General features: G+C 68.7%; 19 protein-coding genes, 1 tRNA gene and 1 pseudogene. 9 read left to right on the top strand and 12 right to left on the bottom strand.

Going from position 1 to position 18301, the window contains the following annotated elements:
- The first annotated feature begins 80 nt into the window (after window positions 1-80).
- Window positions 81-797: pseudogene (locus tag AU185_RS08075) on the top strand (2OG-Fe(II) oxygenase).
- 3 nt (window positions 798-800) lie between these two features.
- On the opposite strand, the gene AU185_RS08070 reads toward AU185_RS08075, so the two are convergent.
- Window positions 801-1427 carry a class I SAM-dependent methyltransferase gene (locus AU185_RS08070; protein ID WP_059098865.1) on the bottom strand — a complete coding sequence of 209 codons (627 nt, stop codon included), beginning with the start codon at window positions 1425-1427 and terminating at the stop codon, window positions 801-803.
- Window positions 1414-2370 (bottom strand): NAD(P)/FAD-dependent oxidoreductase, encoded by a 957-nt coding sequence (locus AU185_RS08065; RefSeq protein WP_059098864.1) that lies wholly within the window; start codon window positions 2368-2370, stop codon window positions 1414-1416. Before AU185_RS08065 ends, AU185_RS08070 begins: the two co-directional genes overlap by 14 nt.
- A gap of 47 nt (window positions 2371-2417) precedes the next feature.
- On the opposite strand from AU185_RS08065, the gene AU185_RS08060 reads away from it, so the two are divergent.
- Window positions 2418-2999: a helix-turn-helix domain-containing protein gene (locus AU185_RS08060; RefSeq protein WP_059098863.1), complete on the top strand. Its 582-nt coding sequence runs from the start codon at window positions 2418-2420 to the stop codon at window positions 2997-2999.
- Here AU185_RS08060 and AU185_RS08055 read toward each other — a convergent pair.
- The 4 genes from AU185_RS08055 to cobC are packed head-to-tail and all read right to left on the bottom strand — an operon-like array spanning window position 2981 to window position 6950.
- On the bottom strand, window positions 2981-4075 hold the full coding sequence (locus AU185_RS08055; protein WP_059098862.1) for a bifunctional RNase H/acid phosphatase: 1095 nt from the start codon (window positions 4073-4075) through the stop codon (window positions 2981-2983). The genes AU185_RS08060 and AU185_RS08055 overlap by 19 nt on opposite strands.
- Entirely contained in the window at window positions 4072-4809 is a 738-nt protein-coding gene (locus tag AU185_RS08050; protein ID WP_059098861.1) for a zinc ribbon domain-containing protein, read from the bottom strand. Before AU185_RS08050 ends, AU185_RS08055 begins: the two co-directional genes overlap by 4 nt.
- Before the next feature lie 3 nt (window positions 4810-4812).
- Entirely contained in the window at window positions 4813-5931 is a 1119-nt protein-coding gene (locus tag AU185_RS08045; protein ID WP_059098860.1) for a Nif3-like dinuclear metal center hexameric protein, read from the bottom strand.
- Window positions 5928-6950, bottom strand: coding sequence for an Rv2231c family histidinol phosphate aminotransferase CobC (gene cobC, locus AU185_RS08040; protein WP_059098859.1), 1023 nt, complete (start codon window positions 6948-6950; stop codon window positions 5928-5930). The genes AU185_RS08045 and cobC overlap by 4 nt, the downstream gene beginning before the upstream one ends.
- 64 nt (window positions 6951-7014) lie before the next feature.
- Between cobC and AU185_RS08035 the strand changes: the two genes are divergently transcribed.
- The 3 genes from AU185_RS08035 to AU185_RS08025 are packed head-to-tail and all read left to right on the top strand — an operon-like array spanning window position 7015 to window position 9030.
- Window positions 7015-7686, top strand: a complete 672-nt coding sequence (locus AU185_RS08035; protein ID WP_059098946.1) for an HAD-IA family hydrolase — start codon at window positions 7015-7017, stop codon at window positions 7684-7686.
- A 22-nt stretch (window positions 7687-7708) separates the two neighbouring features.
- Window positions 7709-8203, top strand: coding sequence for a low molecular weight protein-tyrosine-phosphatase (locus tag AU185_RS08030; RefSeq protein WP_059098858.1), 495 nt, complete (start codon window positions 7709-7711; stop codon window positions 8201-8203).
- Window positions 8203-9030: an SURF1 family cytochrome oxidase biogenesis protein gene (locus tag AU185_RS08025; protein WP_059098857.1), complete on the top strand. Its 828-nt coding sequence runs from the start codon at window positions 8203-8205 to the stop codon at window positions 9028-9030. Before AU185_RS08030 ends, AU185_RS08025 begins: the two co-directional genes overlap by 1 nt.
- Here AU185_RS08025 and AU185_RS08020 read toward each other — a convergent pair.
- Entirely contained in the window at window positions 8984-9958 is a 975-nt protein-coding gene (locus tag AU185_RS08020; protein WP_059098856.1) for a cobalamin biosynthesis protein, read from the bottom strand. The two genes, AU185_RS08025 and AU185_RS08020, sit on opposite strands and share 47 nt — an antisense overlap.
- Before the next feature lie 56 nt (window positions 9959-10014).
- Window positions 10015-10323, bottom strand: a complete 309-nt coding sequence (locus AU185_RS08015; protein WP_156425442.1) for a hypothetical protein — start codon at window positions 10321-10323, stop codon at window positions 10015-10017.
- Between the two features lie 163 nt (window positions 10324-10486).
- On the opposite strand from AU185_RS08015, the gene AU185_RS08010 reads away from it, so the two are divergent.
- Window positions 10487-11161: a winged helix-turn-helix transcriptional regulator gene (locus tag AU185_RS08010; protein WP_059098854.1), complete on the top strand. Its 675-nt coding sequence runs from the start codon at window positions 10487-10489 to the stop codon at window positions 11159-11161.
- Window positions 11162-11169: 8 nt separating this feature from the next.
- Here AU185_RS08010 and AU185_RS08005 read toward each other — a convergent pair.
- The 4 genes from AU185_RS08005 to AU185_RS07990 all read right to left on the bottom strand — a co-directional run bounded on the left by AU185_RS08005 (window position 11170) and on the right by AU185_RS07990 (window position 12821).
- A tRNA-Val gene (locus AU185_RS08005) sits at window positions 11170-11241 on the bottom strand.
- Between the two features lie 45 nt (window positions 11242-11286).
- Window positions 11287-11751 carry a peroxiredoxin gene (locus AU185_RS08000; protein ID WP_059098853.1) on the bottom strand — a complete coding sequence of 155 codons (465 nt, stop codon included), beginning with the start codon at window positions 11749-11751 and terminating at the stop codon, window positions 11287-11289.
- Window positions 11748-12176, bottom strand: a complete 429-nt coding sequence (locus tag AU185_RS07995) for a DUF3052 domain-containing protein (RefSeq protein WP_059098852.1) — start codon at window positions 12174-12176, stop codon at window positions 11748-11750. The genes AU185_RS08000 and AU185_RS07995 overlap by 4 nt, the downstream gene beginning before the upstream one ends.
- 117 nt (window positions 12177-12293) lie before the next feature.
- Window positions 12294-12821 carry an Rv2240c family protein gene (locus tag AU185_RS07990; RefSeq protein WP_172800317.1) on the bottom strand — a complete coding sequence of 176 codons (528 nt, stop codon included), beginning with the start codon at window positions 12819-12821 and terminating at the stop codon, window positions 12294-12296.
- A 222-nt stretch (window positions 12822-13043) separates the two neighbouring features.
- Here AU185_RS07990 and aceE point away from each other — a divergent pair, with 222 nt between their 5' ends.
- The 3 genes from aceE to AU185_RS07975 all read left to right on the top strand — a co-directional run bounded on the left by aceE (window position 13044) and on the right by AU185_RS07975 (window position 18263).
- Window positions 13044-15833, top strand: coding sequence for a pyruvate dehydrogenase (acetyl-transferring), homodimeric type (gene aceE, locus AU185_RS07985; protein WP_059098944.1), 2790 nt, complete (start codon window positions 13044-13046; stop codon window positions 15831-15833).
- Window positions 15834-15916: 83 nt separating this feature from the next.
- A complete protein-coding gene (locus tag AU185_RS07980; protein WP_059098851.1) occupies window positions 15917-17227 on the top strand; it encodes a PucR family transcriptional regulator in 1311 nt (436 codons plus the stop codon).
- Between the two features lie 118 nt (window positions 17228-17345).
- A complete protein-coding gene (locus AU185_RS07975) occupies window positions 17346-18263 on the top strand; it encodes an ACP S-malonyltransferase (protein WP_172800316.1) in 918 nt (305 codons plus the stop codon).
- Window positions 18264-18301: the final 38 nt, after the last annotated feature.

The raw sequence follows: 18301 nt of genomic DNA, 5'->3' as shown, positions 1-18301 counted from the left end.
CGCGACTAGAACCGGCACCACCGACCCCACCAATGGACGTGTCCGTCTCACGAATCCGCGATCCCGCACGTTTACCAGGTATGGCCCAGACCAAATGGCGAACTCGCGTGGACTCCGGCGACTGGGAGACCATCGCCGCTGAACTCGACGCAACCGGCGGCGCCCTGCTTCCCCGCCTGCTCACTAAGGGTGAAGCGGCGGCGATCAGAAGCCTCTATCCTGCCGACGACTTGTTCCGCGCGACCATCGACATGGCTCGATATCGCTTCGAGGAGGGCGAATACCGCTACTTCCGCCGGCCCTACCCCGAACCGGTCGAAGCGCTCAGGCAGGCGCTGTACCCGCGGCTGCTCCCGATCGCCCGCGACTGGTGGAGCAAGTTGGGCCGCCCGGCCCCGTGGCCGGAGAGCTTCGACGACTAGATCGACCAGTGCCACGCCGCCGGCCAGGCCAAGTCAACGGCGCTGCTGCTCAAGTACGGCCCGGGCGACTGGAATGCTCTGCACCGAGACCTCTACGGCGACTTGGTGTTTCCGTTGCAGGTGGTGATCAACCTCAGCGAACCGGGCGTCGACCACACCGGCGGCGAGTTCATGCTGGTCGAACAGCGCCCCCGCGCCCAGTCCCGCGGTACCGCGACGCTGCTGCCGCACGGACACGGATACGTCTTCACCACGCGCGAGCGGCCCGTGCGGTCGACCCGCGGATGGTCCGCCGCGCCGGTCCGACACGGTGTGTCGGTGGTGCGCTCGGGTGAGCGGTACACCCTTGGGCTGATCTTCCACGACGCCGCGTGACCGCTAGCGCCGACGCAACATGATCACGTTGTCGACCCACGTCGCTGTCTCGCCGTCCGGCGTCGTCACCTCTCGCGTCGGCGTGTCGATCCGAGCCGGCTCCCATTCGGCCTCGGGCAGATTCAGCTCCGCGACGACTTCGTCGGGCGGTGTGAACAGGTGGTGGTGGTCATCGAGCTGCGACGCCCACGGCGGCGGCCCGCTGTGATCGACGATCAGTAGAAGCCCGCCCGGTCGGACGGCCCGCGCGGCCGCTTGGAAGATCGCCGTCCGGTCGAGCGGAAAAGTGGAGTGCAGGAACTGCGCGTTCACCAGATCGAAGTCACCCTCCGGGAAGCTTTCCGACAGGTCGTGCTGTTGGAAGTCGATCCGGTCACCCACCCCACGCGCGGCCGCATCTTCGGCGGCCCGTCGCAGCGCGGTGTCGGAGATGTCGACGGCGACCACCCGCCATCCGTGTTCGGCCAGCCACATCGCGTCACCGCCCTCGCCGCTGCCGAGATCCAGTGCGACGCCGGGCTTCAGGCCCGACGCAACGTCGACGAGACGAATGTTCGCCCGCCCGCTCCAGATGCGGTCCTGTTCGCTGTAGCGCTCTTCCCAATGCTGTTTGGCGTCAGGCGTTGACATGTCGGCTCCCTTCCGGAACATCAACTGGATAGTCGTCCTCGATCAGGCTCTGCACCACGGCGGCGGCCGCTGCCGAGCCGCCGGCCACCGCTGCGGCCACCTGCGGCATCTGCGCGCTGAGGTCGCCGGCGGCGAAAACGCCTGGCGCACTTGTGCGGTAGAGCGCGTCGACGTAAACGGGGTTCTGCGCAATCGGTGTCGGGTCGCCCTGTGTAGCGCCGAGTTGCTCGGCGAGCGACGAACGTTGATGCAGCGTCGTCGCGACCAGCAGACCCGTCCGCGCAAGGCGACTCCCGTCGGCGAACACCACGGCCTCCAAATCCCCGTCCCGCACGGCGAGTTCGGCGACCGCCCGCTCATCGATCGGGACGTCCGCGGCGACCAGCCGTTGCCGCTGCCCGTCGTCGAGATCGGCGGGACCGTCGGTGAGCAGGACCACGTCGTCGCTCCACATACGCAACAACAGCGCCGAATGCACCGCACGCTCCCCACGCGCCAGTACGCCCAGCGGCTGGTCGCGAACCTCCCAGCCGTGGCAGAACGGGCAGTGGAACACCGACCGGCCCCACAGTTCCGCCAGCCCCGGAAGCTGCGGGGGCCGATACTCCATACCGGTGGCCAGCAGCACCCGCCGGGTCCGCTCGATCCGGCCGTCGGCCATCCGCAGCTCGAAGCCTCTCCCGGTCCGTTCACCGCCGACGACGTCGCCGGTGCGCACCTCGACGCTCGGATACGCCGATAGTTCCCGGCGCCCCAGTTCGTACAGCTGCGCCGGCGGCCGACCGTCGTGCCCCAGCAGTCCACCGATACCGTGCGCGGCCAGGTTGCTCTGCGCGCCGGAGTCGATCACCAGCGTGCGCCGCCGAGCCCGGCCCAACACCAGGCCGGCGCTCAGTCCGGCCGCACCGCCACCGACCACGACGCAATCCCAATCTGTGTCCATGCGTCCACCTTGCAACCACCCCCTACAAGATGCCAAGCTTTCTTGCCATGCAGGCAAAAGCAGAAGAGAGCGTCGACGCGAAGGTGCGGCGCAGGCTGCGCGAACTGCGCTTGCAGCGCGGCCTGACCCTCGAAGACGTCGCGGGCCGGTCGAACATCGACGTGTCGACGCTGAGCCGACTCGAATCCGGTAAGCGCCGGCTCGCGCTCGACCACCTGCCGAGGTTGGCCGCCGCGCTGTCGGTGAGCACCGACGAACTACTCCGCGCACCGGAAGCCGAGGATCCCCGGGTGCGCAGCGGCTCTCACACCGCACGCGGAATCACGTACTGGCCGCTGACCCGTCAGGCCGCGGGCGGTCTGCACGCGTTCAAGATCAGGATCAGCGCCCGGCGCCGCACCCCGCCCGCCGAACTGCCCGTGCATGAGGGCCAGGACTGGATGTACGTGCTGTCCGGTCACCTCCGGCTGGTCCTCGGTGATCGCGATTTCACGGTCAAACCTGGTGAGGCGGTTGAGTTTTCCACCTGGACCCCGCACTGGTTCGGGGTGGTCGACGGGCCGGTTGAGGCGATCACGATCTTCGGGCCGCACGGTGAGCGGCTCCATCTTCACGACTCGTCAAGGTAGGCGGTCTGATTGACCAGCCGCACCGAGGCCGCGCCGTCGGGATAGAACTCCGCGATCGACAGCGACGCCAGGTCGAGATGAATCCGGTAGAGGATGCTCGCGCCGCCATCGAGTGCCATGCGCAGAAGCGTCTTGATCGGCGTCACGTGCGAGACCACCAACACGGTGTCCCCCGCGTGTTCGGCGATGATCCGCGCCCTCGCCCTGCCGACCCGCTCGGCGGCGGAGTCGAAACTCTCACCCTGCGGCGGTGCCGTGGACGTGTCCCGCAGCCAGCGCCGGTGCAACTCGGGATCCCGCTCGGCGGCTTCGGCGAACGTCAACCCCTCCCACGCACCGAAGTCGGTCTCGATCAGGTCGTCGTCGACGGACACGTCCAGGCCGAGCGCCTTGGCCGCCGCCGTTGCGGTGTCATACGCGCGCTGCAGCGGCGAGGTGATGACGGCGGCGATACCGCCTTTACGCCCCAGATACTGCGCGGCCGCTTCGGCCTGGCGTCGTCCGAGGTCGGTCAGCGCCGGGTTGCCGCGGCCCGAATACCGGCGATGCACCGACAACTCCGTCTGACCGTGCCGCAGCAGCAGAAACCGGGTCGGTGCGCCCCGCGCCCCGGTCCACGCCACCGGATTCGGAGCCTGCTGCGGCGTGGCGTGCGCTGGGCCGGTGAGTGATTCGGCCGCGGCGTCCATCGCCTCGTTCGCCAACCGGTCGGCGTGGCTGTTCTGCGCCCGCGGGATCCATGTGTACGTGACACGGTCGAAGCGCGCGGCGAGGTCGCGGGCCTGCCGGTGCAGGGGGGCGAGGTCGGGATGCTTGACCTTCCAGCGCCCCGACATCTGCTCCACCACGAGCTTGGAGTCCATGAACACGTCGACTTCGCTTGCGCCCAGACTGGCCGCCTCGCCGAGCCCGGCGATCAGCCCGCGATACTCGGCGACGTTGTTGGTGGCGCGGCCGATCGCCTCCTTGCTCTCGGCGAGCACGGTGGTGCGGTCCGCCGACCACACCACCGAGCCGTAGGCGGCCGGCCCGGGATTGCCCCGAGAGCCCCCGTCCGCCTCGACGACGACCTTCACGCGCCGAACTCCTTGACCCGCAAGAGGATCGCTCCGCACTCCGGGCACCGCAGCACGTCGTCGTCGGCCGCGGCCGAGATCCGCGCGAGCTCACCCTTGTCGATCTCGATCCGGCACGCTCCGCACCGGCGGCCCTGCAACCGCCCGGCGCCCGCACCGCCGCGGGCGCGCTGCCTTTCGTAGAGCGCAACGAGGTCGGAGTCGAGCGCGGTGATCAGCTCGTCGCGACGCGACACGGTCTGATGCCGCTGCCGGTCGAGTTCGGTACGCGCCTCGTCGCACGCCGTCTGCGCAGCGCCCAGGTCGTTCTGCAGCTCGTCGATGGTGGCCAGCGCGGCCTGCTGGTCGCTCTGCAGCTCCTCGCGGCGCTCCATCACCTCCAGCTGCGAGTCCTCCAGCGCCGCCTGCCTGCGCTCGAGTGTGTCGAGTTCGTGCTGCAACTCGGTGAGCTGTTTGGCATCGACCGTCCCGCCCGCGAGAAGCGCGCGATCGCGCTCCTCGCGCTGACGCACCGCGTCGATCTCCGATTCGTACTTGGCGACCTGCGCATCCAGGTCCTCGATGGCGATCTGCAACGCGGCCAACCGGTCGTTGGCGTCGCGGTGTGCGGCCTGCACCTCCTCCAGCCGCTGCTGTTCGGCCAGATGTTTGGCGCGGTGCTCGAGACGGCTCAACTGGGCGTCGATTTCGGCCAGCTCGAGTAACGACTGTTGTTGAGCTACTTCAGCTTTCATGCCTCATCTCTCGACATTCCATGGGTCGGTGCGCACGTCGGAGACCCGCACGGTCAGCGCATCGCCGAAGTGGGTGCGCAGCAAGCCGGCGGCCTGACGGCACCACGGATACTCACTGGCCCAGTGCGCGACGTCGATCAGCGCCACTTCGGAGGCGCGTCGGTGTTCGTCGGCCGGATGGTGCCGCAGGTCCGACGTCACATAGGCATCCACGCCACGGCGGGCGACGGCGCCGAGCAGCGAGTCACCCGCTCCGCCACACACCGCGACCCGCGAGACCGTCGCCTCCGGGTCGCCCGACGCGCGCACGCCCCACGACGTTGCGGGCAGGGCTTCGCGCACGCGGGAAACAAACGCCGACAACGGCTCCGGGCGGGCCAGCACGCCGACTCGTCCCAGCCCGACGTTCCCGGGGATCGGCGCCAGCGCGAAGATGTCGAATGCGGGCTCCTCGTAGGGATGTGCATCTCGCATCGCGGTGAGCACGCGCGCGCGCAACCGGGCGGGGGCGATGACCTCAACCCGGTCCTCGGAGACCCGTTCGACCGCACCGACGCTGCCGATCGCCGGCGACGCGCCGTCGTGCGGGAGAAACTGTCCGGTGCCGGTCGTGGTCCAGCAGCAGTGCGAATAGTCGCCGATGCGACCGGCGCCGGCGCCGAACATGGCTTCCCGCAGCGCCTCCGAATTCTCCGCGGGCACGAACACGACCCACTTGTCCAAATCGGATCCCGCGCCGGCCGGGTCGAGCACCTCCTCGACGGCCAGGCCCAGGGTCTCGGCGAGCGCATCGGAGACGCCGGGCGACGCCGAGTCGGCGTTGGTGTGCGCCGTGAACAACGCCCGGCCGGTCCGGATCATCTGGTGGATCAGGGCGCCCTTGGCGGTGCTGGCCGCGACCGTGTCGACCCCGCGCAGCAGCAGCGGATGGTGCGCAAGCAGCAGCCCGCGATCGGGCACCTCGGCGGCGACCGCGGCGGTCGCGTCGACGGCGACGGTGACCGTCTCGACGGTTTCCGACGGGTCGCCGCAGACCAGGCCCACCGAGTCCCAGTCCTGTGCAAGCTCCGGCGGATACGCCGCATCGAGCACGTCGATGATGTCGGCCAACCGCACGCTCACCGCAGCACCTCGGCCATCGCCTCGACGAGCACCGGCCACTCCGGGCGCACGGCGGCACGAAGGAACCGGCCGTCGAGCCCGACGAAGGTGTCGCAGCGGCGCACGGCAATGCCTCTGCCGTCCAGGTGTTTTCGCATCAACTCGGCATCCGGCACACAGAACAGGACGAAGGGAGCCGAACCGTTGACGACATGCACGCCGATGCTAGTCAACGCCGCCACCATCTCGGCGCGCACCTCGACCAGGCGGCGGGCGCCCCGGTCGGCCTCCGCCACCGCTTCGGGCGCGCAGCAGGCGGCGATGGCCTCGAGTTGCAGCGTGCCGACCGGCCAGTGCGGCCGTCGCGCCGTCAACCGCGCCAGCACATCGGCCGAGCCAAGCGCGTACCCGACCCGCAGCCCCGGCAACGCCCACGTCTTGGTCAGGCTGCGCAGCACCACCACGTCGGGCAGCGCCTCGGCGGCCAGTGACATCGGCTCACCGGGAACCGCATCGGCGAACGCCTCGTCAACCACCACGGTGCGCCCGGGCCGACGCAGCGCCAACACCTCCTCACGGCCGTGCACAACGCCCGTGGGGTTCGTCGGGTTGCCGAGCACGACGAGGTCCGCGTCCTCGGGTACCGCGCCCGCATCGAGGGTGTACGGCGGATCCAGCACCACATGGTCGAACGCCACCCCGGCCGCCGACAGCGCCGCCTCCGGTTCGGTGAACGACGGCGCGATCAGGGCGGCCCGTCGCGGCCTCAGCTGGGCCAGCAGCGCGAACCCCTCGGCGGCCCCGGCCAGCAGTGCGACCTCGGCCACGTCGCGCATGTGCCGGTCGGCAACCGCGGCGAGCGCGCGATCCACGTCAGCTTGGCTCGGGTACCGGGCGAGGTCGGGCAAGCGGGAGGCGAGGCGGTCGACCAGCCACGACGGCGGCGCGTCGGCGCGGACATTGACGGCGAAGTCCAGCATCCCGGGCTCCGCGGCCTGGTCGCCGTGGTAGCGCGCGGCTGCACGCAAAGGTCTCGCCACATCACGACACTAGTGCGCCGCCTGCCCGGGTTCTGCGATCGGGGAGAATGGACCCGTGACCGACATGCTGGCCTCCACCGCTCTGGCGACCCGCCCCCAACTGGTGATCTTCGACCTCGACGGCACCCTGACCGACTCGGCGCAGGGAATCGTCTCGAGTTTCCGCCATGCGCTCGGGTCGGTCGGCGCCGCGGTACCCGACGGAGACCTGGCCACCATGATCGTCGGCCCGCCGATGCATCACACGCTGCGCCGCCTCGGACTCGGCGAGCAGACCGGCGCCGCCATCGCGGCGTACCGCGCGGACTACGTCACCCGCGGCTGGGCGATGAACCGCGTCTTCGACGGCATCCCCGCGCTTCTCTGCGACCTGCGCGCGGCCGGTGTGCGGCTGGCGGTGGCCACCTCGAAGGCCGAGCCGACCGCACAACGAATCCTCGCCCACTTCGGCCTCGCCGACTGCTTCGAGGTGATCGCCGGCGCCAGCGTCGACGGCTCGCGCGCGACCAAGGTCGACGTCGTCGCACACGCGCTCGCCCAACTGGGCAGGCTGCCCGAACGCACGCTGATGGTTGGCGACCGCTCCCACGACGTCGAGGGCGCCGCCGCGCACGGCATCGACACCGTCGTCGTCGGATGGGGCTACGGAAGCGGCGATTTCGACGATCCCGCCGCCGCCCAAGGGGTGGCGCACGTCGCGACGGTGGCTGACCTTCGTGAGGTGCTCGGTGTCTAATGTCGCCGGCCGGGCGGCTCCGGTGTCTGAACCGCTGCACGTGACGTTCATCTGCTCGGGAAACATCTGCCGGTCCCCGATGGCGGAGAAGATGTTCGCCCATCAGATCGGTGAACGCGGCCTGGGTCACGCCGTCCGCGTGTCAAGTGCCGGCACCGGTGGCTGGCACGCCGGTGAGCCCGCCGACCGCCGGGCCAGCCACGTGCTGCGTGAGCACGGCTATCCGACCGCGCACCGCGCCGCCCAGGTCGACGACGACCACATGTCCGCCGATCTGGTGATCGCACTGGGCCGCAACCACGTCCGGATACTCAAGGATCTGGGCGTGCCCACCGAACGGATCCGGATGCTTCGCTCGTTCGATCCGCGGTCGGGCGCCCACCCCCTCGACGTCGAAGACCCCTACTACGGCGACCACGCCGACTTCGAGGCCGTCTTCACGGTCATCGAAGCGTCGTTGCCGGGTGTGCACGATTGGGTCGACGAGCATCTTGCCGGCCGGGGGCTTGCGAGCTGATGCGCCGGTGGACGTTCTTGTTGCGGCCGTCATGGCTGGCACTGTTCGTCGTGGTGGTCGCGTTCGCCTATCTGTGCTTCACCGTGCTCGCGCCGTGGCAGCTGGGCAAGAACACCAAGACCTCACGTGAGAACGCGCAGATCGCGAACTCGCTGAAGGCCGAGCCGGTGCCGGTGGCATCGCTTCTGCCGCAGCAGGATTCCGCGGCGCCCGATGCGCAGTGGCGCCGCGTCACCGCCAGCGGGCGCTACCTGCCGGAAGGGCAGGTGCTCGCTCGGCTGCGAATGGTGGAAGGCGAACCGGCATTCGAAGTGTTGGTGCCGTTCGACGTCGACGGCGGGCCGACTGTTCTCGTCGACCGCGGATACGTCCGGCCGGTGGAGGCCTCCGGGGTGCCCGAGATCCCGCCCGTGCCCGCCGAAACGGTGACCATCGCCGCGCGGTTACGCGACTCCGAGTCGGTGGCGCAGGGCAAGGAACCGTTCCGCCGCGACGGCATCCAACAGGTCTACTCGATCAACACCGAGCAGATCTCGGCGATCACCGGGGTGCCGCTGGCGGGTTCGTATCTGCAACTGGAGCCGGAGCAGCCCGGCGGGCTCGGCGCGATACCGCTGCCGCATCTGGACGCCGGACCGTTCCTGTCGTACGGAATCCAGTGGATAGCGTTCGGCATCATCGCGCCGATCGGATTGGGCTACTTCGTCTATGCCGAGGTGCGCCAACGCAGGCGGGAGAAGGCCGCACAGGAGGCGGCGCAGGCTGCGCCCGACGCGCCGCTCACGACGGAAGACAAGCTCGCCGACCGCTACGGCCGACGGCGCTGAACGCCAGCGCCGCACCGGCGGCGGCGATTTGGACGGCCCGGGACAACCGCACCGCCCGCCGAAGATCGGCCACCCGCGGCGGTGCACCGTCGCCGAGTGTGGGCCGGATTTCCAGCCGGTCGGCGTACCGGGTAGGCCCGCCGATCCGCACCCCCAGCGCGCCCGCGAAGGCGGCTTCCGCCACGCCGGCGTTCGGGCTGGGATGACGGCCGGCGTCGCGCCGCCATGCGCGCAGCGCCGCGACGGGAGAGCCGCCGACCACGGGCGCGCACGCAGCGACCAGGACCGCGGTCGCACGCGCGGCCAGATAGTTTGCGACATCATCGAAACGAGCTGCCGCCCAACCGAACCGCAGATAGCGAGCGGACCGGTGGCCGATCATTGCGTCGAGGGTGTTCGTGCCGCGGTAGATCAGCACAGCGGGAACCCCGCCGACGGCCGCCCACAGCAGGGGTGCCACATGGGCGTCCGAGGTGTTCTCCGCGACCGATTCCACCGCCGCCCGGGTGAGCCCGGCCTCGTCGAGCGCCGCCGGATCGCGGCCGCACAATGCGGGCAGCAGCCGTCGTGCAGCTGCGACGTCGCCGCTGTCGAGGTGCCGGGCCATTTGGCTGCCGGCGCGGGAAAGCGAGGTCCCGCCCAGCGCGACGAACACCGTCGCCGCCGTGGTGACCGCGACCGGAACCGCGCCCCGGCGCCGGGCGACATGGTCTACCGCCACCCCGAGCACCCCCAGCGCGCCGAGCAGCGCAGCGGTGTGCAGCACCCCCGCCGAGCGTGTGTCCGCGTACGTGCGACGCTCCAAAGCCGCTGCGGCGCTCCCGAAGACGGCTACCGGATGGCCGCGCCGCGGGTCACCGAACAGCGCGTCGGCAGCACAACCGGCCGCGATCCCCGCCACGCGTGCAGGTGAGGCCGGCGCAAACATCCCGCGAGCGTCTCACAAGGGGGCCTGTTCGTACGCGTGAGGTTGGACCGTCGCTCCTAATGACACACCCAAGCCGTGTCGATGCTGAATCGATAGCAAACCTGGGTAGGTTGCCCGGCGCTGCTGAACCAATGCTGCGACTGGGAACCGTCGTCGAGCGTGTACTTGCAGCTGTAGTAGCGGTCCCTGGGTTTGAACTGGCCTTGTGCTCGCTCGAATATTCCATCGGAACTGGTGCAGTTCTGGGCGAGTTGATCCTCGGTGGTCCGCGGTGGCCTGGCGTCGGCCTCCGGTGCAGCGAACAGTGCTGCGCCGGCGGCAAGGGCGACGGTTGCGGCAACCAACGGTATCGGCCTGTCGCTCATCTTGATCTCCTCACTTGGATTGGCTCCTGAGATGAGCGTCGCCCGGCCGGTGTCGGCCAACCAGTAGCAAATCTGTACTGGGTCGCTTCGAACCTGTACCGACGCCGGCCGCCGTGCCACGCTGTATGAAGCGGATCCGCCGCGAGGTGAGGAGCCAGCGGAAATGTCGTCTTATGGCCAGTTCTGTCCCGTGGCCAAGGCCATGGAGTTGCTCGACGAACGCTGGACGATGCTGGTTGTCCGCGAATTGCTTTCGGGGAGCACCCATTTCAACGACCTGCGCCGCGGGGTACCCAGGATGTCGCCGACGTTGTTGTCCAAGCGCCTGCAGACCCTGATACGCGCTGGGGTCGTGCAGCGCATCGACGACGATGGCCACCCGTCCTACGTGCTCACCCAGTGCGGTCGCGAACTCATCGACGTGGTGACCGCTCTTGGCTCTTGGAGTCTGCGCTGGATCGGTGATCTCGGCGATCAGGATCTCGACCCACACCTGTTGATGTGGGACATCCGCCGCACCGTGCCTACCGATCGATGGCCCGCGGGCCGCACGGTGGTGGCTTTTCGGCTCTCCGGCGTCGCCCCGAAGGCCGCGTCATGGTGGTTGATCGTCGCCGACGGCCGTGCCGACATCTGCGATTTCGATCCCGGTTACGACATCGCCGCAACGGTATCCACCAGCTTGCGCACGCTCACCCAGGTTTGGCGCGGCGACCTGGCGTGGTCACACGCCGTCGGCAACGGCTCGATCACCATCGACGGCCCGTCCCTGATCCGGCGTTCAATCCCGAACTGGATCGGGCAATCGACACTGGCGCCCGTTCCCCGCCCGGCGTGACCTGTGAGTGGGCGCGGACGGTATCGAACCGCCGACCGCTGGTGTGTAAAACCAGAGCTCTACCACTGAGCTACGCGCCCTTGCAGGGCAAGCTACACGGCGATGACCTGCGACAGGAAATCAGCTCAGCCGGACCGCAACGCCGCCAGCGCGTCCGTCCATAGCGCTTGATCGCGGGCCTCGCCGGGCTGTTTCATCTCGGCGAACCGGACGATGCCGGTGCGGTCCACGACGAACGTGCCGCGGTTGGCGATGCCCGCGTCCTCGTTGAACACCCCGTAGGCCGACGCGACGGCCCCGTGCGGCCAGAAGTCGGACAACACGGGGAACGTGAAGCCGCTCTGCGTCGCCCACACCTTGTGGGTGGGCGGCGGACCCACGGAGATGGCCAGCGTCGCGGTGTCGTCGTTCTCGTACTCAGGCAGCCGGTCGCGGATCTCGTCGAGCTCGCCCTGACAGATGCCGGTGAACGCCAGCGGGAAGAACACCAAGAGCACGTTCTTCGCGCCCCGGAAGTCGCTGAGCGTGACGGTCTGACCGTTCTGGTCCTTGAGCGTGAAGTCGGGCGCTTCGGTACCAACCTCGATCACGAGCGTCTCCCCGCCGCCTTGCTCTTCGGTTGCACCAGCCGGCTGGCGATCCAGTCGCCGAGGTTCGCCGAGGAGGTCTGCATCAGCCCGGCCGTGGGAGCCGACTCGGCGATCTCGGCCGGTTGGACGTGGCCGGGCTTGCCCGTCTTCGGGGTCACCACCCAGATCACGCCGTCGTCGGCCAGCGGAGTGATCGCGTCCATCAGCGCATCCACCAGGTCGCCGTCGTCATCGCGCCACCAGAGCAGTACCACGTCGATGACCTCGTCGGCGTCCTCATCGAGCAGCTCGCTGCCGCACGCCTCCTCGATGTCGGCTCGGATGTCGTCGTCGACGTCTTCGTCCCAGCCCAGTTCCTGTACAACCTGATCTTTTTGGATGCCCAGTCTGTGGGCGTAGTTCGGGGCGTCATCCGCCGCGACCACCGTTGGTCCTCCTTCAGCCGGCTCGGGCGCACGTTGCGCTCGGCGTTATCTTGGGCCCTATCGTCGCACGCCGGGGTCCGCCCGCACGTGCCTGGCGGCAAGGTTGGTCAATATCGGTCAGTATGCGGCGTCACAGAGGTTGAGCGCGGCGGTCTTGGAGTCGTTGAGCCGGGTGATCGCCGCGTTGAACTCATCGGGCCCGTAGTTACCGGCGATCGCGGTGGCCACGCCCCTGGCGGCGTCGACCCACCCGTTGAGCGCGTCCCTGAGCTCTGGGCTGAGCGCGTCGGAGACGCTGCGCGCGACCATGTCGGCGCTGTGGTTCAGCGCATCGATCGCCGGGCCCGCCTTGGCCTGCACGTCGGCGGCGTTCTGGTTGAACGCATCGACGTACGCGTTGACCGCGGTGATCGCATCGACGCTGGTGGAACTGAGCGTCTCGCACGAGGAGTGGATCGCCTCCTTGGTGATGGAGGACTGGCGTTCGGACTCCCGGGCGCTGGAACTGGCGGCCGACTCCTCCAACGAGGCCGAAACCGACGCCCGGTACACCGGCGCCTCGGCGGCGTCCACCTGCGCGGTGCCCTCGGTGACGCTGCTGCATCCCACGACGACCATGGCGGCGGTGGCCGAGATGCCGACCATCAGTGCGCCGATCTGCAGCGGTTTTTTCACCAGCGCACCGATCACCACGGCTGCAGACGTTACCGGGTCGGTCCGGCGATCGTCGGTTGGTTCCACTCACCACCCCACCTGTGCGGGTGGGGCAGGATGGGAGAAGGATGGAATCCGCCGCCCACGCGCAAGCGTAGAAAACATCTGCGTCGAGTGCGTGAGCACCTGAAACCGCCTACCAAGGAGCGGAAGTTGACCACCGAGTTCGTGCGCCAGGATCTGGCCCAAAACTCCTCCACCGCAGCTGAACACGACCGGGTGCGGGTGATCCGTGAGGGTGTCGCGTCGTACCTACCCGATATCGATCCCGAAGAGACCAGCGAATGGCTGGAATCGTTCGACCAGCTGTTGGAACGGTCCGGCCCGGCACGGGCGCGCTACCTCATGCTGCGCTTGCTGGAGCGCTCCGGCGAACAGCGCGTGGCCATTCCGGCGCTGACGTCGACGGACTACGTGAACACGATCCCCACCGAGCTGGAACCCTGGTTCCCCGGCGACGAGGATGTCGAGCGTCGCTACCGAACCTGGATCCGGTGGAACGCCGCGATCATGGTGCACCGCGCGCAGCGGCCGGGAGTCGGTGTGGGCGGCCATATTTCGACGTACGCGTCGTCGGCCGCCCTGTATGAGGTCGGCTTCAACCACTTCTTCCGCGGCAAATCGCATCCGGGCGGCGGCGACCAGGTGTTCATCCAGGGCCACGCATCGCCCGGCATCTACGCGCGCGCGTACCTGGAGGGCCGACTGTCCGCCGAGCAACTCGACGGCTTCCGCCAGGAGCACAGCCACCCCGGCGGCGGGCTGCCGTCGTATCCGCATCCGCGGCTGATGCCCGACTTCTGGGAGTTCCCCACCGTCTCGATGGGGCTGGGCCCGATGAACGCCATCTATCAGGCCCGGTTCAACCACTATCTGCACGACCGCGGCATCAAGGACACCTCCGACCAGCACGTCTGGGCGTTCCTGGGCGACGGTGAGATGGACGAGCCCGAGAGCCGCGGCCTGGCGCACGTCGCGGCGCTGGAGGCCCTGGACAACCTCACGTTCGTCGTCAACTGCAACCTGCAGCGCCTCGACGGGCCGGTGCGCGGCAACGGCAAGATCATCCAGGAACTCGAGTCGTTCTTCCGCGGCGCGGGCTGGAACGTCATCAAGGTGGTGTGGGGCCGCGAGTGGGATGCGCTGTTGCACGCCGACCGCGACGGCGCGCTGGTCAACCTGATGAACACCACACCCGACGGCGATTACCAGACATACCGGGCCAACGACGGCGCCTACGTGCGCGACCACTTCTTCGGCCGCGACCCCCGCACCAAGGCCTTGGTCGAAAAGATGTCGGACTCCGAGATCTGGAACCTCAAGCGAGGCGGACACGACTACCGCAAGGTCTACGCCGCCTACCGCGCCGCCGTCGAGCACAAGGGCCAGCCGACGGTGATCCTGGCCAAGACCATCAAGGGCTATTCGCTGGGCGCGCACTTCCAAGGCCGCAACGCCACCCATCAGATGAAAAAGCTTGCGCTGGAAGACCTGAAGTACTTCCGCGATGCGCAGCGCATCCCGATCAGCGACGCGCAGCTCGAGGAGAACCCGTATCTGCCGCCGTACTACCACCCCGGCCCGGAGGCACCCGAGATCCGCTACATGCTGGACCGGCGGCGCTCGCTCGGCGGGTTCCTGCCCGAACGTCGCACCAAATCCAAGGCGCTCACCCTACCCGGCCGCGACACCTACAAGGCGCTGAAGAAGGGGTCGGGTAAGCAGGAGGTGGCCACCACCATGGCCACGGTGCGGACGTTCAAGGAGCTGTTGCGCGACAAGGAGATTGGCTGGCGCATCGTCCCGATCATCCCGGACGAGGCCCGCACGTTCGGCATGGACTCCTGGTTCCCCAACCTCAAGATCTACAACCGCAACGGTCAGCTCTACACCTCGGTGGACGCCGAGCTGATGCTCGCGTACAAGGAAAGCGAAGTCGGCCAGATCCTGCACGAGGGCATCAACGAGGCCGGCTCCTCGGGCAGCTTCATCGCGGCCGGCACGGCGTACGCCACCCACAACGAACCGATGATCCCGGTCTACATCTTCTATTCGATGTTCGGGTTCCAGCGCACCGGCGACAACCTGTGGGCGGCCGCCGATCAGATGACGCGCGGGTTCCTTCTCGGCGCCACCGCGGGACGCACCACACTGGTCGGCGAGGGTCTGCAGCACGCCGACGGGCACTCGCTGCTGCTGGCGGCGAGCAACCCGGCCGTCGTCGCCTACGACCCGGCGTTCGCCTACGAGATCGCCTACATCATCGAAAGCGGCCTGCACCGCATGTACGGCGAGAACCCGGAGAACGTCTACTTCTACATGACCATCTACAACGAGCCCTACGTTCAGCCGCCGGAACCGGAGGACCTCGACGTCGAGGGCCTGCTGCGCGGCATCTACCGCTACCGGCCGGCACCCGAGAAGCGGTCGAATGCGGCGCAGATCCTGGTGTCGGGGGTGGCCATGCCGTCGGCGCTGAAGGCCGCCGAGATGCTCGCCGACGAGTGGGATGTCGCCGCGGACGTGTGGTCGGTGACCAGCTGGGGCGAGCTGAACCGCGACGGCGTGGAGATCGAGAAGCAACGGCTGCGTCATCCGGACCGGCCGGCGGGTACGCCCTACATCACCAAAACCCTGGCCGAGGCGCAGGGCCCGGTGATCGCGGTGTCGGACTGGATGCGCGGGGTGCCCGAGCAGATCCGGGCCTGGGTGCCGGGCACCTACATCACGCTGGGCACCGACGGGTTCGGCTTCTCCGACACCCGGCCCGCCGCACGGCGGTACTACAACACCGACGCGGAGTCGATCGCCGTCGCCGTGTTGGAGGGGCTGGCCCGCGACGGCAACATCAATCAGTCCGTCGCGGTCGAGGCGGCGGCCAAGTACGAGATCGACGACGTGATGGCCGCGCCCGAGCAGACCTCGGATCCCGGAGTGGCTTAGGCCACGACATTGGACCCGGAGTGGCTTAGTTGTCGGGCAGCGCGTTGGAGGGTTCCTCCATCTCGGTGGCGTAGCCTTTATGGATGCCTGACAACAGGTACGTGCCGCCGAAGTCGACGGTCGAGGTTCTCGAGACCGTGCCCGACTCGGTGCTGCGCCGGTTACAGCAGTACTCGGGCCGACTGGCCACCGAGGCGGTGCGGGCGATGGAAGAGCGGTTGCCGTTCTTCGCCGAACTGGAGGCATCGCAGCGCTCCAGCGTGCAATTGGTCGTGCAGACCGCGGTGGTCAACTTCGTCGAGTGGATGCGTGACCCGCAGAGCAATGTCAGCTACACCGCGCAGGCCTTCGAAGTCGTCCCCCAGGATCTGCGGCGGCGCATCGCGCTGCGGCAGTCGGTCGAGATGGTCCGCATCACCATGGAGTTCTTCGAAGAGGTGGTGCCGCTGCTGGCCCGCTCGGAGGAGCAGCTGACCGCGCTGACCGCGGGCATCCTGAGATACAGCCGCGATCTCGCGTTCGCCGCGGCCAGCGCCTACGCCGATCAAGCGGAGGCACGTGGCGCGTGGGACACCAGGATGGAAGCCAACGTTGTCGACGCCGTGGTGCGCGGCGACACCGGCCCGGAGTTGCAGTCCCAGGCCGCCGCGCTGAACTGGGACGCCACGGCGCCCGCCACGGTGATCGTGGGCCTGCCACAACCCGACCGGGTCGATCTGGCCAGCGACGACGTACACGACGTCGTTAAGCGCAACGGCCGCGCGGCGCTGTCGGACGTGCACGGCAACTGGCTGGTCGCGATCGTGTCGGGAGCGCTCTCCCCGACCGACCGGTTCCTGACCGAAATCCTGACGGTGTTTGCCGACGGGCCGGTGGTGGTCGGTTCCACCGCCACCACGCTGGCGAACGCCCACCGCAGCGCTACCGAGGCCATCGCGGGCATGAACGCCGTGGCGGGCTGGAGCGGGGCGCCCCGGCCGGTGCCTGCGCGCGAACTCCTGCCCGAACGTGCGCTGCTGGGCGACGTGACGGCGATCGCGGCCTTGGAAACCGAGGTGATGAGGCCGCTGGCCGACGCCGGACCCGCGTTGACCGAGACGCTCGACGCCTATCTGGATTCCGGCGGCGCGATCGAAGCGTGCGCACGCAAATTGTTCGTTCATCCAAATACCGTCCGCTACCGGCTGCGGCGGATCGCCGACTTCACCGGCCGTGATCCCACGGTTCCGCGCGACGCCTACGTGCTGCGGGTGGCCGCAACCGTGGGCCGACTCGGCCGCCAGCCATACCAAACGAGCACAGCAAACATGATCACTGCGCTGCGGCACGCGCCGCCCGCGGAAGCGCTGGACATACCGCTGCCGGGCAGCGAGATCGCGGGCGGATATCAGTAGCGTCGCATCACAGGCAGTTTTGTGGGGTTTCCACAAAAACATAAGACGAGGTTCATAATCTCTTACACCGCGCAAACCCGTCTTCACAGTGTTTTCTTAATTCGTGCCTCAGAAAAGCGTGCTTGCACTTCTCGCGCCCGGACAGGGTTCCCAGACACCCGGCATGCTCGCCGCGTGGCTGGAGCTGCCCGGTGCCGCCGAGCGGCTCGCCGCCTGGTCCGAGATCAGCGGGCTGGACCTGACCCGGCTGGGCACCACCGCGACCGCCGAGGAGATCACCGACACCGCGGTGACCCAGCCGCTCGTCGTGGCGGCCACCCTGCTGGCTCACGAGGAGCTGACCCGGCGCGGCCTGATCGCCGGACGTGCAGACCAGGAAGTCGTCGTAGCGGGCCACTCAGTCGGTGAAATCGCCGCCTACGCGATCGCCGGCGTGCTCTCGGCCGACGACGCAGTCAAGCTGGCGGCCACCCGTGGTGCCGAGATGGCCAAGGCGTGCGCTGTCGAACCGACCGGCATGGCCGCGGTGCTCGGTGGTGAGGAAGCCGACGTGCTCGCCCGCCTTGAGGCGCTCGACCTGGTGCCCGCCAACCGCAACGCCGCGGGACAGATCGTCGCCGCCGGCGCCGTCGCCGCGCTGGACAAGCTCGTCGAGGATCCGCCGGAGAAGGCGCGGGTGCGCAAGCTGGCCACCGCGGGCGCTTTCCACACCCACTACATGGCCTCGGCGCTGGACGGATACGCCGCGGCCGCCGAAGGTGTAACGATCTCTGAGCCCACCGCGAAGCTGTTGTCGAACGCCGACGGTCAGCCGGTCGTCTCGGCGACCGACGCCATGAGCAAGCTGGTGGCGCAGATGACCCGGCCGGTGCGCTGGGATCTGTGCACCGAGTCGATGCGCGAACTCGGTGTGACCGCGCTCGTCGAGTTCCCGCCCGCCGGGACGCTCGCGGGCATCGCGAAAAGAGAACTTCGGGGGGTGCCGACGCACGCCGTCAAGTCCCCCGCTGACCTGGACGGGCTCTCGGAGCTCTAGCCAGTACAACCACATATCGAACGTCATTCCCACGAAGT

The organism is Mycobacterium sp. GA-0227b, from assembly GCF_001499855.1.
GTDB lineage: Bacteria > Actinomycetota > Actinomycetes > Mycobacteriales > Mycobacteriaceae > Mycobacterium.
The sequence above is the reverse complement of the archived record's forward strand: the minus strand, read 5'-3'. Positions and strand labels throughout refer to the sequence as shown.